Annotated in this window: 12 protein-coding genes and 1 rRNA gene; 5 read left to right on the top strand and 8 right to left on the bottom strand. The window is 39.1% G+C overall.

Translation table 11 applies throughout. The annotated features are described in order from the left end of the window. The 3 genes from IQ228_RS02415 to IQ228_RS02405 form a co-directional block, all read right to left on the bottom strand. Window positions 1-5,301, bottom strand: a complete 5,301-nt coding sequence (locus IQ228_RS02415; protein ID WP_193962080.1) for a DUF4347 domain-containing protein — start codon at window positions 5,299-5,301, stop codon at window positions 1-3. A 243-nt stretch (window positions 5,302-5,544) separates the two neighbouring features. Further along, complete coding sequence (locus IQ228_RS02410) at window positions 5,545-5,751, bottom strand: hypothetical protein (RefSeq protein ID WP_027403589.1); 207 nt, start codon at window positions 5,749-5,751, stop codon at window positions 5,545-5,547. A gap of 97 nt (window positions 5,752-5,848) precedes the next feature. Further along, on the bottom strand, window positions 5,849-6,463 hold the full coding sequence (locus IQ228_RS02405) for a DUF1997 domain-containing protein (protein ID WP_027403588.1): 615 nt from the start codon (window positions 6,461-6,463) through the stop codon (window positions 5,849-5,851). A 459-nt stretch (window positions 6,464-6,922) separates the two neighbouring features. On the opposite strand from IQ228_RS02405, the gene IQ228_RS02400 reads away from it, so the two are divergent. Next, complete coding sequence (locus tag IQ228_RS02400; protein ID WP_071992822.1) at window positions 6,923-7,591, top strand: glycoside hydrolase family protein; 669 nt, start codon at window positions 6,923-6,925, stop codon at window positions 7,589-7,591. 193 nt (window positions 7,592-7,784) lie between these two features. On the opposite strand, the gene IQ228_RS02395 is transcribed toward IQ228_RS02400, so the two are convergent. Both IQ228_RS02395 and IQ228_RS02390 read right to left on the bottom strand, forming a co-directional pair. Further along, window positions 7,785-8,510, bottom strand: coding sequence for a hypothetical protein (locus IQ228_RS02395; protein WP_027403586.1), 726 nt, complete (start codon window positions 8,508-8,510; stop codon window positions 7,785-7,787). A 92-nt stretch (window positions 8,511-8,602) separates the two neighbouring features. Then, entirely contained in the window at window positions 8,603-9,136 is a 534-nt protein-coding gene (locus IQ228_RS02390) for a DUF4330 domain-containing protein (RefSeq protein ID WP_027403585.1), read from the bottom strand. 262 nt (window positions 9,137-9,398) lie between these two features. Here IQ228_RS02390 and IQ228_RS02385 point away from each other — a divergent pair, with 262 nt between their 5' ends. Next, the gene (locus IQ228_RS02385; RefSeq protein ID WP_027403584.1) at window positions 9,399-10,262 is read left to right on the top strand and encodes a M48 family metallopeptidase; all 864 of its coding nucleotides are present in this window, start codon (window positions 9,399-9,401) and stop codon (window positions 10,260-10,262) included. On the opposite strand, the gene IQ228_RS02380 is transcribed toward IQ228_RS02385, so the two are convergent. The 3 genes from IQ228_RS02380 to IQ228_RS02370 form a co-directional block, all read right to left on the bottom strand. Continuing rightward, window positions 10,263-11,024: a metallophosphoesterase family protein gene (locus IQ228_RS02380; RefSeq protein WP_027403583.1), complete on the bottom strand. Its 762-nt coding sequence runs from the start codon at window positions 11,022-11,024 to the stop codon at window positions 10,263-10,265. 241 nt (window positions 11,025-11,265) lie between these two features. Beyond that, window positions 11,266-12,063, bottom strand: coding sequence for a Tab2/Atab2 family RNA-binding protein (locus IQ228_RS02375; protein WP_193962079.1), 798 nt, complete (start codon window positions 12,061-12,063; stop codon window positions 11,266-11,268). A gap of 47 nt (window positions 12,064-12,110) precedes the next feature. After that, window positions 12,111-13,391, bottom strand: a complete 1,281-nt coding sequence (locus IQ228_RS02370; protein WP_027403581.1) for a CCA tRNA nucleotidyltransferase — start codon at window positions 13,389-13,391, stop codon at window positions 12,111-12,113. A gap of 361 nt (window positions 13,392-13,752) precedes the next feature. Here IQ228_RS02370 and IQ228_RS02365 point away from each other — a divergent pair, with 361 nt between their 5' ends. The 3 genes from IQ228_RS02365 to IQ228_RS02355 form a co-directional block, all read left to right on the top strand. After that, complete coding sequence (locus tag IQ228_RS02365; protein ID WP_027403580.1) at window positions 13,753-14,001, top strand: Ycf34 family protein; 249 nt, start codon at window positions 13,753-13,755, stop codon at window positions 13,999-14,001. A 409-nt stretch (window positions 14,002-14,410) separates the two neighbouring features. Beyond that, window positions 14,411-15,070 carry a tRNA (adenosine(37)-N6)-threonylcarbamoyltransferase complex dimerization subunit type 1 TsaB gene (gene tsaB / locus IQ228_RS02360; protein ID WP_027403579.1) on the top strand — a complete coding sequence of 220 codons (660 nt, stop codon included), beginning with the start codon at window positions 14,411-14,413 and terminating at the stop codon, window positions 15,068-15,070. A 284-nt stretch (window positions 15,071-15,354) separates the two neighbouring features. Continuing rightward, window positions 15,355-15,512, top strand: a 16S ribosomal RNA gene (locus tag IQ228_RS02355); the annotation flags it as partial.

The raw sequence follows: 15,512 nt of genomic DNA, 5'->3' as shown, positions 1-15,512 counted from the left end.
TCAGAAGCAGTTCCTGTATCGGGAAGAGTGAATTGATACCAGTCTTGATCCAGAAATCAAATCGAGGTCCCCATCAAAGTCAAGATCAGAAAGCGTTGTCATTCCCCTCGTCGGCAACTGGTAAGAAAAACTATTGAAAGTAAAATTAGGAAAGGTTTTTGAACCGTTATTGGTGAATACTTCAGTCCAATTTTGGGCGGCTTGTGAGCCAAAATTATAGGTAGTTCCAAAAATTGCATCTTGAGTTCCATTGCCATCCAGATCCCCAAAAGTGGGATAAACGGAGTAATAATTGTATTTACTAAATTTATCAAGCGGATTATTGACACCTGTTTGCTGTTGAAACAGGGGAATGGTGGCTGTGCCGAAGTTTTTGTAGTAGAGGAGTTTACCATCACCTGTACCCACAAAAACGTCTAAGTTGCCATCACCATCAATATCCACAAAGGCTGGCGCAGCATTAGTAACAGTATTAACACTATTTAAGGGATTATTAACTCCCGTTTGTTTGACGTAGAGGGGACTACTTGTACTTCCTTGATTTTTGTAGAATTTGATCAGCCCATTGCCAGTACCAACGAATAAATCTAAATCTCCATCTTTATCAATGTCTGCAAAAGTAGGGCGGCTATTATTGCCGACATTAATACCATTAAAGGGATTATTAGCTCCCGTTTTCTCAAAGAAAATATTTTGTAAGGTGTTAACATCCTGACCATAAATTGCAGTGCCTCCAGCTAAATCAAAGCTGACTAAAGCCCCGTTAGTTCCGGCGGGTTTATCGAGGTTAATTTCAATTTGTGGCGCAATTGTGTTACCTATTAACTTATCTACTTCAATCGCGGTGGCATTGAGAACTTTAATCGTAGCTAAGGGGAGATTTGTATTAACTTGAGCAGGATCTCCACCTAATGCGGTGTTAATTTCTTGAGCAGTTTTGAGAATTTGTTTTTCATTATCAAGATTGGTAATTTGAATGGGAATTCTTTTGTTTTGATATTGTGGATCACTGCTGCTAGTCGTCCCCATTACAGAATAAGTAATATCGCCATCTGTTTCTAGATCATCTACGCCTTTTATCGTGACACTTTGATACTGATTCCAATTGTCAGCAGTGAAGATAAGAGAGGATTTAGATAATGTCCCTTCAGTAGTGTCAATTCCAGAAAAAGTAACCGTAACGTTAGCCGATGGCTTACTAGATAAACGCAACCCAAAAGCTGATTCAGTGGGGATTCCCAGCCGATTTTCTTCAGTAATTAAGGGGCTAAAAGTTCCCGCAAAAGTTGTATCTTGAGATTGGGTGGTGCTATTAGTGACAACTTGAACATTGGACAGTTGCAGCCCAGCTATATCACTATCAACTAAAGTCAATGTGGCATTACCAACGCCAGTTTTTATGTTGTAAGCTGCGTTACTTTGCAGGTTAATACTAACAGTTTCATTGCCTTCAACTTGGGAATCAATAATTGGAGCGATCGCAATGGTAGCTTCTGTTTCTCCTGCGGCAATGGTAATTGAACCAATCCCTTGAGCATTAATATTAGCTCCAGCTATCGCATAGTCAGTATTGAGAATCGCAGTTCCTGAAATTTGATAATTTACAGTTAACCCTGTTGCTGGTGCGGGATTTTTGAGGCGAATTGTAAATTGTCCACCTTCAGCATCAGTTTCATTAGCATCACCACCACTAACAATACTAACTTCGGGTTTAATCGCTACAGCATCAGTTAAACTGCCTTCTGTTACCCGAACTTTGTCTGAAGGGTTGGTAGTTAGGGGGATAGTTAGGGGAGCTACATTTTGATAGTTCTGGGCTGTGAAACGAAGTTCTGCTTGGGCAGTGGTAATATTTTGTAAAGTTACAGTTTTTGGAATATTCCAATTTTGAGAATTGAATCGTACATCAGCATCATAATCTACTCCTGAATTAGGATCAACTTTCTTGATCAAAATTTGTGGAGAGTAGGGATCAGGTTGACTTGCCAGCTTAACCTTAAAGCTAGTGCTACCATTCTTCACAGAAAGAGGATTATTGGCATTAACAACCTCATTAAATTCATTGAGGACAATAATACCAGGTTGGAATGCTTGGTTATCTTGAATGGTTAAAGTTCGGGAACTATTATTAGGATCAATTCCATAGTTAGAAGCATTTTGATTATAAGTTCTGGTTTCGCGGTCGAAATCATAACCAATTAGGTTGACTTGAATAGTTTCATTAGATTCAGCGATACCATCAGGTATAGCCGTGAAGTAAATTCTACCAGTTCTTTCACCTTGAGGAATGACAATACCATTAAATTGGCTATTAGGATTAGTGGATACTTTGCGAATTTGAGAACTCCAATAATCTTGCGCCTGAGTGAACTGAGTGGCCGTTCCACCTAAAGTATATTGAATCCACAAACCTTGAGGAGTCGTAACATCTTTATCCAAAGTTACATCTACATAACCAATCTGAGTGGCAGGATTTTTGATGTAGTTAACTGTGCCATTGGCAGTGCCATTATTTTGGTTAGCAGTTTTATCTTGAGTATTATTATTAAACTGCCAATAACCAATTAATCCCTCTTCATTACCTTGCAAATCAGTAATCAAGTTTTGATTAATTTGAGCAGCAGTACGGGCAACATTCCAGAGACGAACTTCATCAATTGCCCCAGGAAAGAAGGTAGTTGAGCCTTTGCCAATATCAAAACTAGAAGTATTGGTGGGAATTTTCCCTTGAAATTCAGTAGTTGCATAAGCCTTTAAACCATTCACATAAAGAGTGTATTCAGTGCCATCAAAGGTAGTGGCAACATGATTCCAATTATTTTTGGTGAGGATGTTATCAACCTTAAAAGAATTCCATTTTGTGCCATCACCAAAACCGACTTCAATTCCAGTTTGATTGATTACACCAATGCCCGCATAACTATTAGCCGTGGTGCTAGTGCCTAAAATTCTATGGCGGTTATTGTCAGTAAAGTTAGTAAAAATCCAAGCCTCTTGAGTAAATTGTCCGGTTTTGCTGAGGTCTAAACTGGGTTTACTGGCAACATTAACCCAATTTGTGCCATTTAATTCTAAAGCTTGTTCTAGCCCAATAATTGTACTACCATAACCAAATCCCTCTTGAGGATTAACAACATTACCTAAAGAAACAATTGGTTCATTGTCCCTGATAGTTATTGTCTGTTTATTTGCATTAGGAGCAATACCATAATATTGATTTTGACCCATTGCGTGATCCTTCAGAAAGAGCGTCACAGTTTCATCAGGATCAAAGATATCATCATCAATGGGTTCTACTCCAATGATAATTCCGCTTTTATTACCATTAGGAACAGGAACATCAATTTTGAGATTTGCAAGAGAAGAATTAGAATCTTGAATTAGATACTTTCTGTCTTGATAACCCTGATTCTGAAAGTAATAATATATTTTGTAATCCGCCCCTTTGGTTGTGGCGACAAAAGCACCTGGAGTTGCTGATTTGCTTGAGGTTTCTAGCCCTAATTCCAGAAAAAACTGTTGAGGAGTAGCAACGCTAAAATCAACCAGAAATAATCCATCTTGAGAGCCGTTAAATGCTGCGCCTTCTTGGGGAACTGAAGAATAGGATTGTAAACTAATCAGTGGTTCATTATCAGATAATGAATAGTCCTGATTATCATTAGTTGCTGTATATTCAGAGCTAGAAATTGGGATAATCCGAAAACGTTCTATTTGCCCTTCATAAAGCTTATCATCATTGATAATTGGCAGCGTAAATATCTGCGAGGATGCACCACTAGGAAAAACAACACTTCTGGATAAGTATATAGTTGTAAAATCCTGCAAAATTGCTTTAGGATTAGAGGCAGTATTTAAGTCTATTTGATAATAAAAAGTAATATCTCTATTGGTGCGAACATTATTGTTATTAACAAGTTGAAATTGCGGATTGGCTCCTCCCTCAGTGGCATCGGCAATTCTTGTTATCGTAAAATTTGGTTCATTATCTGTGACATCAATAATTGCTGAAGATGTCCCTCTTAAATAAGAACCACGAGTAATATGGACAGTTATGGTTCTGCCCGGATTATATGAAGTGTCATCAATGTTGATAGATAAATCTTTAGAATAGGAGTCAACTAGAATCTTTTGTTCCTGTCCTCCATCTATCTGGTAATAGACAGTTACACCTTTTCTCCCATCTGTATACTCTGTAAGTGTATCAGTTTTAATCGTGAATTTAGCTTCTTTTGAATTCTCAGATGCAGGTGTACCAACAATGCTAACCGTAGGAACTCTTACAGAGATATTATCAGTTGTATCTGTATCAGGGATAAAGTTTCGTGAAGGAATAATTTCTTTCAATGTACCACTATCAGGTTTTTTCCAAGATAATTGCATTGTTGCATTTCCACCAGTATCCCTCAGTTGAAGTTTAAGAGAATAAGTTGTCTCTGCTTCTAGAAAAATACTTCCAACTACATCACGGTTAATTTGTCCCCACTGATCAATAACTAGTTCCCACACCCCATTTTTTTGGATATATAATCTAGCACCATCATCAGAGGTTATATAAAATTCGTACAAGCCTGGCGTATAAGAAGAAATAATTTTCCCAGTCCACTCAACACTGAAATCAGTTTGAGTAAGTTGAGAATCAGCTTTTTCTCTCTGCCAATCATAATTTATAGTAGGATCAATCCTATTTACTTTTGCTACTTTCGACTTATCCAACGAATTATTATCAAAATAAGCACCTAATAACCCTTCCCCAATATTCCCCTGATACCAGTCTTTGATTGCCAAAACATGATCATAGGCATCTAAAGTTGCATCAGAAATTGCTAAACTCGATTCAATAGTCCCCGTCTGAATTTCTAAATCCCAGTTTCCTCCTAATTTGGCGTTTCCCGTAACATCGTCAGAAGCCGCAACATCAGCCCCCGTAATTTCACTTAATTTCGCTATAAAATCCTTTCCTATTTCGCCCGCGGCCACATTACAACCCAACAGCAAAATATCAGCTTCTGCCGTTAAAGCCTTGCGCCATTCCTGCAATTGCTGACTATACTTCTGTAAAGTGGCGCTGTTGAGCAAAGTTGTCCCTAATTGAATTTCTCCCTCACCCCCATGAGAGATAATTTGGACGCTAGTAATCCCTTCTCGTTGTGCTAAAGCCTGGGTGATTTGCTCAATGCCGTCTTTTTGGGCATCAATAATGATCACTTCAGTACCAGGTTTAGCTTGCTGGATCAGGCTTTGATAGTCAGCAACGTTGGAGTCTAGAAAAACGAGGGTGTTGGGAATGTTGTTAATCATGGTTTTTTAAAAGAAAATTTTTACACCGGAGAAAAAATTTGAACTGTCGAACGGACGGTGATATTAACCCACCTTCCGCACCCCCTGGTGTCACAATCGGTAATTTCGGATTTTTGAATACCTTATTGCCAAAGATGGAAAGTCGTGGTCTAATACCTTGATTGGAGCATCAGTATAAATACTTCCTTCTCTATATAAATTGGCAATTAACTCTTTTTTTTACTGTCCATACTAATCACTGGGTTACCCTTCCAATACCACAATTGGTAATACTTTTTCTTCCCATAATAAATAACTTAATCTACCCCCTTCATTTTTGAGTCTCTCCACTCCTAAAGCTAAAAATCCATCGGGAACAATTGATTTAGATTTTGCTGGTTCTTCTGTGTTTGGTTCATAGTAAACACACATATCTACTCCCCAGGACCAATACCAATCTTGGCGATTCATCTCATCACCTCCCTATCGGGTAGGTGAGAGGCTTCTACTGTTTAAGCTAAATCTTTTTTGGAAATTAACCCACTGATAACAATATCTTAGACTGTTATTACCTGTGTTTCTTTTGCGGAAAAGGTATATTCAGAGATTGATGAAAATCTTTTTGTACCTTGTGTGTGAGACGATGGGAAACTTGACGGACGATTTGATTAAGAATGCGATCGCCAGTAGACTGAATTAACGAATAGGGTAATCGCTGAATAAATCTAGGAAACTGCAACTCAACAACCAAGTCCAACTCCCATTCCACCCGCGTAACCCCATCTAAATCACCTATCAATCGTGTTGATGATTTATAATCTACCTCATAACCAGGTGACTGATAATCAGGTACAGGAATAGTTCGGATTTGGAATTCATTATCTTCAGGTTTTAACAACTCCAAGCCAATCTTCGGTTCTACATCGTAACCAAAAGCACCAAATTTACCTACCGCCAAAGCATAACTATTTTCACCTATCCGGCTTACCTTCATCGGTTCTGCACAACGACCAAACCAGGAAGAGTGAGTATTAAAATACTTCTCTACCTGCTCCACAGGAGCATACATTTCCATCCCATCTTGATAATTACCATAAAATTTAGTTGCGCTTAGATGAGCCTCCTGTAATACAGTCTCATCTGCTACTTCCCATGATTGATATTTACTATTGTTTGTAACCATAAATTTGTTTTTTCTATATCTGGAAAGTTGTCTATATTCATCATTCCCACTTCAGGGAAGTTTTTTCGCTTCAAAATCCAATTTTCACGAAAATTTCAAAAAATTGTCATGAACTTTACACAAACGGCATGAACTAATTATGTAGAGTCAGTCAACAACGAGAAAAATGGTAAATTTAGGTGTAAGCAATTCACAGTCATAAGAATGCCCAGTAAGTGGGAAACTCAGCGGCTTTAACCCTGAGAGGGATGGTTCGACGCAGCCCACCAACGAGCAGTTCGACAAGCTCACTGACGACGGTTTTAACCGCCTTGAATATTTTTTTATTCAATAATTGATATTGTAGCTAAATACCAAAATGCAATCATCATAGCAATATTACCGAGCCGAGTAATCTTCGGAAATAAAAAAAAGTTAATTTTTGCTTATTAGTCCAAAGAAATAACTAAAAGGAGTTAAATTCTGAAAAACTTTGAACTCAAAGGTGTAGAAAAACTCATCGCTCCCATTGCCTCACTCTTGGGCTTTGTTTACCTGTTTCAGTGGTATATTTTTGGGGATATACAATTATCCCCCGAACCTATATTTACCAGAAAACAGCCCCCTCTAGTCATGAAAGGTGGAGATCCTTATATTCGGGCATTAATGAGAACTATATCCGCCAGCGAAGCCAGTGGTGATCGTCCCTACTCTCTCTTGTATGGTGGTGAACAAGTTCATGATCTCAGTCATCATCCTCAAAAATGTGTCACCATCATTACCGGACCGAATACAGGTAATTGTTCTACAGCCGCAGGTAGATATCAAATTATTAATACTACGTGGGATCAAGTTGCCCCTCGTTATCATCCAAAACCCACCAAAATCATGCTTTGGACTAATTATAGCTTTGAAGCAGAGTATCAAGATGTAGTAGTTTACCGTTGGTTAAATGATTCAAAAGTTTGGGGTGTAGATATCCCTAAACTATTGCAGCAACAAAAATTAAATGACGTTCTCCGAAAACTCTCCCCCACATGGACAAGTTTAGGATACGGGATAGAAAATAATTCTGTTAGTAGTTCCTTACCCAAGATTTACCAGCAAATCCTCAGAGAAGAATTAAAACAAAATACCCCAACTAAGTAGGTGGGTGTTGAAAATTGTCGTTATGGCAAGGCAAGAGGCAAGAGTGAAAAGGGTTTGGGCGATTTTACGTTTCTTTACACAGTTTGGTTTTATTGTGTTCACCTACTTAAGTAGGGCTTGCTGATAGGGTAGCGTGGCGTTAGCCATACTCCCGAATGGGCGCAGGCCCCGCGCCCCTACCCTCTGATAGCGTTCAGGTAGTGTGCCGTATCCCTGCGGAAATAAATACCTTTGTCTGAATAGGCTTTAGCACTTGCAACCCAGTTAAATTTTGCAAACAATCCAAAGCGGCTTCCCGAATCATGACTTCTTGTTCCTGACTCAGTAATAGTTGTAAACATTCCCCGATATCTTGTTGTATTACTGTATCAACTCGCTGACGGGTAATCAGTTTATTGAGTTGACGTATGCAAAGTAAACGTTTTAAAGAATCCTTTTCCGTTAAATTGTTTAACAATTGATCAATATAATCTTCTTCTCGATTTCCTTGAAAACTGAATATTTGCCACACCAGCAAAATTAAAGTTAATAGCGTTCCCATGCCTTGCACAATCGCACCAGCAGCCAACCAATGACTAGGAGCATCAACCCAAATTGCCGAAGCCATGTAAGTTATCACAGTCGCAATACCACCACTGGCGATCGCATAAGCTAACTTACTATTAGTGCTACTCATCAACTTACGTATTTCTAACCAGCGCAATTGCCAATTCCATTTTTGCACTGAGTAAGTAAATACCATCATCCCAATACCCACCACCAGAGCTAACAGCAATTGCCAACTCCAAAGCAGCATAGCTACAATAATTGTCAGTAATCCCAGCAAAATACCAGGTTCAGAAAAATGTTTGGGAATCTTGATCTGAATTTCTGAAACTTGATTCATCAATTGTCGCCAAGAAGACGAAGCCTGTGCCACAGTATTTACCTACTTGATTACAAAATTATAAATAGATGGTTTTTACTAACTTTAAGGATGAAACCAGGAGAATTTCATCCTTAAATAAAATGCTATTTATCCTGTAATCGAATATCAACTACAGACGCATTAAAGTTATAGTTAAAACCTTCTAATTCAAAAGGCATTCCAATTTTCACCTTGCTATTACCAAGAACAGGCCCATCCTTAGTCACTGTAGCTTGTCCTTCTAAAGTCAAGAGAAAATCTGTACTAAAGTTAATTTTTCTAGGATCTGGTAATTCTTTCACAGAACCATCTGGTTGACCAATTGTCAGTGTTCTCTCTAACTGCTCAACAGATTTAATCCCAATCTGACCATAAGGTTGATTACGGATAATTACATTAGTTTTACCACCTTTTGTAAATCCTTCTTTAATTAACTGTTGAGGATTACGAACATTGAGTCCACGTACCAGTAAATCTACCTCAATGGGTACTGTTTTCGCACCCACTTGAGCCACAGAACCAGAAGTACCAGGGAAAATAAAGATACCCACTATCACTAGCAAAATTACTAATGCAGCCCCTAAATCTAATAGGTTAATTTTACCGAATAAGCGACCTTTAGAATCTAAAATAGCCATAATCAGGTTTGGATAAGTTGCAGTTAAGTTTTCAGCTAAGTAATTGATTGTACCGACAGTTTCTTTAAAGTGATCCACAATCTTGATCACTGAATCAGAATTGACAGAAACTAGACTTTATGGTTATGCGACAGTTTATCATAGTAGCAGTAAGTTATTTGAATTGACTATTTGCACTATCTGGAGTTGAAAATGCAACTTAGTAACCTGAAAATTCGTCCTCTGATTTTAAGTTCTTACACCAATCTCATATAACCGGATTATGATTAACTCTCAAGGAATTTGGACAAATTATCGTTTGTGGCAGCGTCGCTGTTTGTATCCGTTCATTTCTGTAAGCGTGGCTTTGACTGTGTGCCTGAGTACACCATTATCAAGTAAAGCTATAGGTTTTAGCGATCTGATCCGTATACTCCCACAAGTAACCCAAATATTTAACCTATCTAATATATCCGATCGCCAGGAAGTTGATCTTGGGCAGCAAATGAATCAAGAAATACAGCAAGAAGTCAGAATTTCTCCTAACTCACAACTAAACAACTATGTTGAACAAATAGGTAGACGTTTAGCAGCTAATAGCACTCGCCCAAATATTGCTTATACTTTTCAAGTAGTCGAAGATCCTGCTGTTAATGCCTTTGCAACCGCTGGTGGTTTTATTTATGTGAATACAGGTTTGTTAAAAACAGCAGATAATGAAGCCGAAGTTGCCAGTGTATTAGCTCATGAAATGGGACATATCGAAGGCAAACATTTAATTAAACAAATGCGACAACAAGCTATAACCAGTGGTGTAGCTACCGTATCCGGTTTAGATAAAAGTAAAGCTGTAGGAATTGGTGTGCAACTCGCCCTTAATCTTCCCCGCAGTCGCCAAGACGAATTTGATGCTGATAAAAGAGGATTAGCAAACATAACCCGCACTGGTTATGCTCAGTCAGCAATGGTTTCTTTCATGAAAAAGCTACAAGGAAGTAGTTCCGTACCTGCATTTTTAAGTACACATCCAGGAGCCAGCGATCGCGTCATCTCCCTGCAAAATCAGATTAAAAATCAACCAAGTCGTCAAAATTATGGTTTAGATAATCCCGTGTATCAAAGCAAAATGAGAGCATTTTTGCCATAATTATTCTCGTTTTCTATGACGGCGGCTACCTGCGAACTCTTGTGGCTGAACAATTGTCATCACCTCTTCCCAAGCCACAGTCCGCACAGACCTACTGAACACATTAGCCTGATAAACCAATTTATTCGTAATATCTAGCCCCGTCAACCAACCACTACGGGGATGATAAGCACCAGTATCAATATCTAACCATCCCTGCCCCCGCGCCAAATTACCAGGAGCCACACCAGGTAAAGTAAAAGTTATAGTATGACCAACTATAATCAACTTATCTGCAAAATATGGTTGCTCTATCCGATGGAACTCATCCCTAATCCAGCATAGTTCTTCCGCCGTCTGTTCTTGCACACTCTTTTTTGGATCAACACCTGCATGAGTTAACCAAAAATCTCCCAAATCTAAATATGTGGGCAAACTCTCAAACCAATCTAGATGTTGTTTAGGAATTGTTGCAGATTGGTAACTAGCAATGGTAGCCTGTCCTCCACTATATAACCACGTTTGCATATTTGTGGACGCAGCATTATTACCAGTCATGATATTTAATAACATCTGCTCATGATTACCTAGCAAACAATGGTAATCATTTTCTTTAACAAACTCAACAACATCGGCACTTTTTGGACCACGATCAATTAAGTCTCCCAAAAAATATACTTGATCCTCTGATGTGGGGGCTATTTTCTCCAACAGCAACATCAAACATTCATAGTGTCCATGCACATCACCAATAACAACCCTGCGTTGACTAATTTCGCTCATTTGCTTCTAGCTTACATGAATTAGCTGAATATCTCGATTAAACTTTGATTGGTCTAATTTTCGTTTAAAAGGTCAAGAAATCTTGACTAAGTTATGATTTCTTTAATCATTATGTAGACATTTGGTTAACTTGCCAAGTTCCCATATGAATAATTACTAATACCCAAGACTCCTATTATACATGAATTTTCATGTTTAAGTAGGCTTGTCCTCGGTAGCAAAATATAACAAGCATTAGTTTTTAATCTTCATCTTGCAATAACCATAAACCACTATAAGTCATTCCCGAATCATCTGGTTGCACCAACAAAAAATGCAGTCCCCGACTTAGTTGTTTTCTCTCTTGGTACAATTTACCCGCAACAGTAACCTCCTCATCAGTAAAAGTCACCAACACCCACTTATCTACTAAACCAGCTTCTAATACTAACCCATCAGGCGCACCAGCGATGTAGTTTAATGAAACGGGCTGACTTTCCTTTAACCACTGCGCCAACCGCATAGATTTCCTCCCACCGTAAATCACCACACCAGGTATAGGTACTGTTGAAGCCAAACCCAGATTAATCGGTTTGAGAAATTCTGGTATTTGCAAAAAAGGAATTAGCCGTTCTGCAAACTCATCCACAATATCACCCGATGGAATCGTCGCAAACCGCCATTCTTCCCCCCATAGATTTTCCGGTAATGGTAATGGAGGTAGTTTATCCATAGTTAGAGAATATTGCTTTGCTGCTAACCACTGTTTTAAAGCCAAAGTTCTCCGAGTAGCTTCAACCCGAATCCCTAAATTATTGGCCGCAATTGTCATTAAACTTAAAGACTGAGGACGAAATACTTGAATTAAATCTGGTAACTTGTCCTTACCCGCTAATTGTAATTGTTGGACAAGCCAAGTAGAATTAGCCTGGGATTGGAGACAACTTGCTGTAAACTCAAAACTGCGAGTTTCATCACAAACTAATAACTCCCATAGCACTTGCCCTTCAACATTTTGTAGCGGACTACGATAAAAATCAGCCTGCCAAATCAGACTCATTCCCTACTCCATAAAAATTAAACAACTCAAAAGTGAATATAACAAATTTAGTTTTTGACTAAATTTTTGGCAAATTCTATCGCTGCTTCTACTGTAGAAATTTTTCCCTCAGCTTGAGCAACACCAACTTCCATTAATAATTCACCTATCAGTGGTGAAGCAGGAATGTTTAACGCCCTCATCATGTCCTTACCATTGAGTAAAGGAATAGGGTGTGCAACCACATCGTTTTTGTCAAGATAACGCTTAATTAAGGGTTCATAACTAACTAACATACTTTTTTCAAACATCCCCTTCGCCACAATATCATTTGCTAAAGCTAATACCAACACAGCCGGAAATAAAATTCCCATTTCCCGAAACAGAAAATACTGTTTTCGCAAAGGCTTATGTATCGCTTTTATTTCCGAAAACAGTCTTAATCCCGTTGTCACAGCCCGAATTTCTGCCCGACTATAGGTAAGTTCCTGTAATTCGACTTCGGCAATTTCCGGGTTTAAGTCCACAAGACAAGCTAGTTTAGCAGTAGCTAACCAAGAAGTTTTCACAGTTTCTCGCACATAATTTCCTAATTCTTCTCCTAATTGTTGCCAATTGTTGCTAATTAGAGCATAAGCTTGATCAACAGCAGCTAACTTAATAAAACTTTTATCGGTTGCGTTTTTAAACAAACTAGTCAAAACACCATCTTTCCAAGCAGTATTTAGCCAAAATGTTCCTTGAGAACTTGCTAATAAATAACTAATCTCTACCCGTATCCGTTCCGCTGCTACCTGGATAATACTGGTCACTAAACTGCGAATTGTCTCTTGAGTACCTGGTTCAATAGTAAACCCAAGTTGGGCGGCTTGACGATAAGCCCGCATTAACCGCAAAGGATCATTTTGTAGATTTATAGGTGATATCATCCGTAACAGTCCAGATTCTATATCCTTACAGCCTTGCAAAGGATCAATAATTTCTTGAGTATGGGGATTATAGGCGATCGCATTAATAGTAAAATCCCTTCTATGCAAATCCGTAATTAAACTTTCCCCCTCCTGTTGAGCAAAATCAGCCGTAGCATGAGGAAACACCACACGGGCAATTCTTCTTTCAGCATCAAGTAACACAAAACCAGCTTGATAACGTTGAGCAATCTTCCTCGCCACCTTCACCGCATCCCCTGGAATAATAAAATCTAAATCCACATATTCCCGAACCCTACCCAAAATCGCATCACGCACCGCACCACCCACCATATAAACAGGTTGCGGCAAATAGTCCAGACTAAAAGGCCAACTTTTGGCAGCTAGACGAGAAACAACTAATTCAGATAATTCATCCATTTTAATAAAAATCAACCTAGTAACTAATGCTGATTATTTTTGCTTAACGATTTGCGGAAGTCCCCATCTTCAATGTACTCATAAGGTGGGGATGATGAATCCCCAGTCCCCAGGTTTTCTGGTAAGATATTCATAATCTTGACCACCAATGCCGTAAGCGAAAACCAAGCTGATAGGTAAGTGTCCCAAGGAAAAAATTTGGGTCTTGGGAACCAGGACTCCTGCCCTTGGAGGGAATGTCAGACCAATAGAACTACGAAGTCCTTGAGGCTATTCCCGATGAATTGGGAAGCTCCGTCCGTTTTACGGCGGAGTAGTTCACGCTACATTAACTATAAAGCTTCTGAGAGTTGGTTCTATTATGTGTATTTGCGTGAATTGCCACTATGTAGACCGCTGCGTCACCTACAACGCCGTAGAAACCCAGCACCAACAGCCACACCTGACAGAAACACCAGATTTTGACCCCAACGAACCCTCCATCAACGTCAATATTCGCACACAAGGCGAAATAATTGAAATGGAATGGGACGTTGTTGGTTGTCTCAGCTTCAAACAAGAAACAGGTAAATGGTCTAAATTGCGTCCAGGTGAATTAGTCCCCACCTAATTTAGGCTAGATTTTGGGATGTTGCTGAGTATTCACAGCCAAAATCAGCAACACCAATTCTCACAAACTCCATTAACTTCCAATTATAGAGACATCCGGTAAGCGTAAAACTCAGCGTCTTTAGACCTGAGATATAAGCGACACGAGCGGTTTTAACCGCAGTGGTATTTTATTCACATTTAGTATTTTCTAGCAGAAAAAGAGCAAAAGCCCAAAATCAAGGTTAAGTAGGTGAACACAATAAAACCAACCTGTGTAAAGAAACGTAACATCGCTGAAAACTTTTTTACTATTGCCTATTGCCTCTTGCCTTGCCATAACGACAATTTTCAACGCCAACCTACTTATTTCACCTCTAACTTCTGAATTATGCTGTAATGTTTATCATAAAAATATATTTGCATTTACCTTGACAACCATAATTAAACATCTCTCATCGGATAAATACGCTTTAGCATTACACACAACCACACCAGAACTCGGTTTAGCAATTAGCAACTTTGCAGACTATCCCCAATCTCAAGTTTGGAACTTAGGGCGTGACGTATCCAGTCATATTCATCAATACTTAATTGAAGTGATTAAACCACGAACCTGGGCAGACCTAGAATTTATCGCCGTTGCCAAAGGTCCTGGTGGTTTTACAGGAACTCGTATTGGTGTTGTCACCGCTCGGACACTAGCACAACAGCTAAAAATTCCCGCATTTACAGTTTCCACCCTAGCCGCAGTAGCTTGGCAAGAATATAAATTACAAAGAAATTACCAACATCCAATAATTGCCGTAGAAATGCCAGCTCAGAGGGGACAAGTTTTTGGTGCTATTTATCAACCCAACCCTGATAATTCTGGCATTACTGCTCTATTACCAGATGCAGTGTTCACCCCAGCCGCATGGCAAAAAACCCTAACTAATTGGCATAACAATCAGTTAATATTAGCCACATCTCACTTAGCCGCCACCGTCAACAGCATTTTAGAATTAGCCTATTTAGATTGGCAGCAAGGAAAAAATCCCCATTGGTCAGAAGCCCTACCTTATTATGGTCAACACCCAGTAGATATTTAAAATTATAAGGAAGAACGCCGAAAAACCTTGCTATATAAAGCCCTTGACCGGAAATAGCCTCTGATTTTACCCACCCCTAAAAAAATATTTCTCAAACCCCTTGACAGAAAAAGGAAGGATTGCTATGTTAGATAAGTGCCGAGAGAAAGAAACGACTCCCGGACAACTGAACCGAGAAAAAATAATACTTTGAAAGAATAGATTAAACCAATCCTCGTCGTAAACATAATTGAAAGAGGATTCGAGATTTTAACTAATTTCGGAGCCAACAAACTCGAAAACACAAAATGGAGAGTTTGATCCTGGCTCAGGATGAACGCTGGCGGTATGCTTAACACATGCAAGTCGAACGGTCTTTTCGGAGATAGTGGCGGACGGGTGAGTAACGCGTAAGAATCTACCTTCAGGTTGGGGACAACCACTGGAAACGGTGGCTAATACC

The sequence above is a fragment of the Dolichospermum sp. LEGE 00246 genome (assembly GCF_015207865.1).
Taxonomy (GTDB): Bacteria; Cyanobacteriota; Cyanobacteriia; order Cyanobacteriales; family Nostocaceae; genus Dolichospermum; species Dolichospermum heterosporum.
This window is presented reverse-complemented; position numbering and strand designations above follow the sequence as displayed.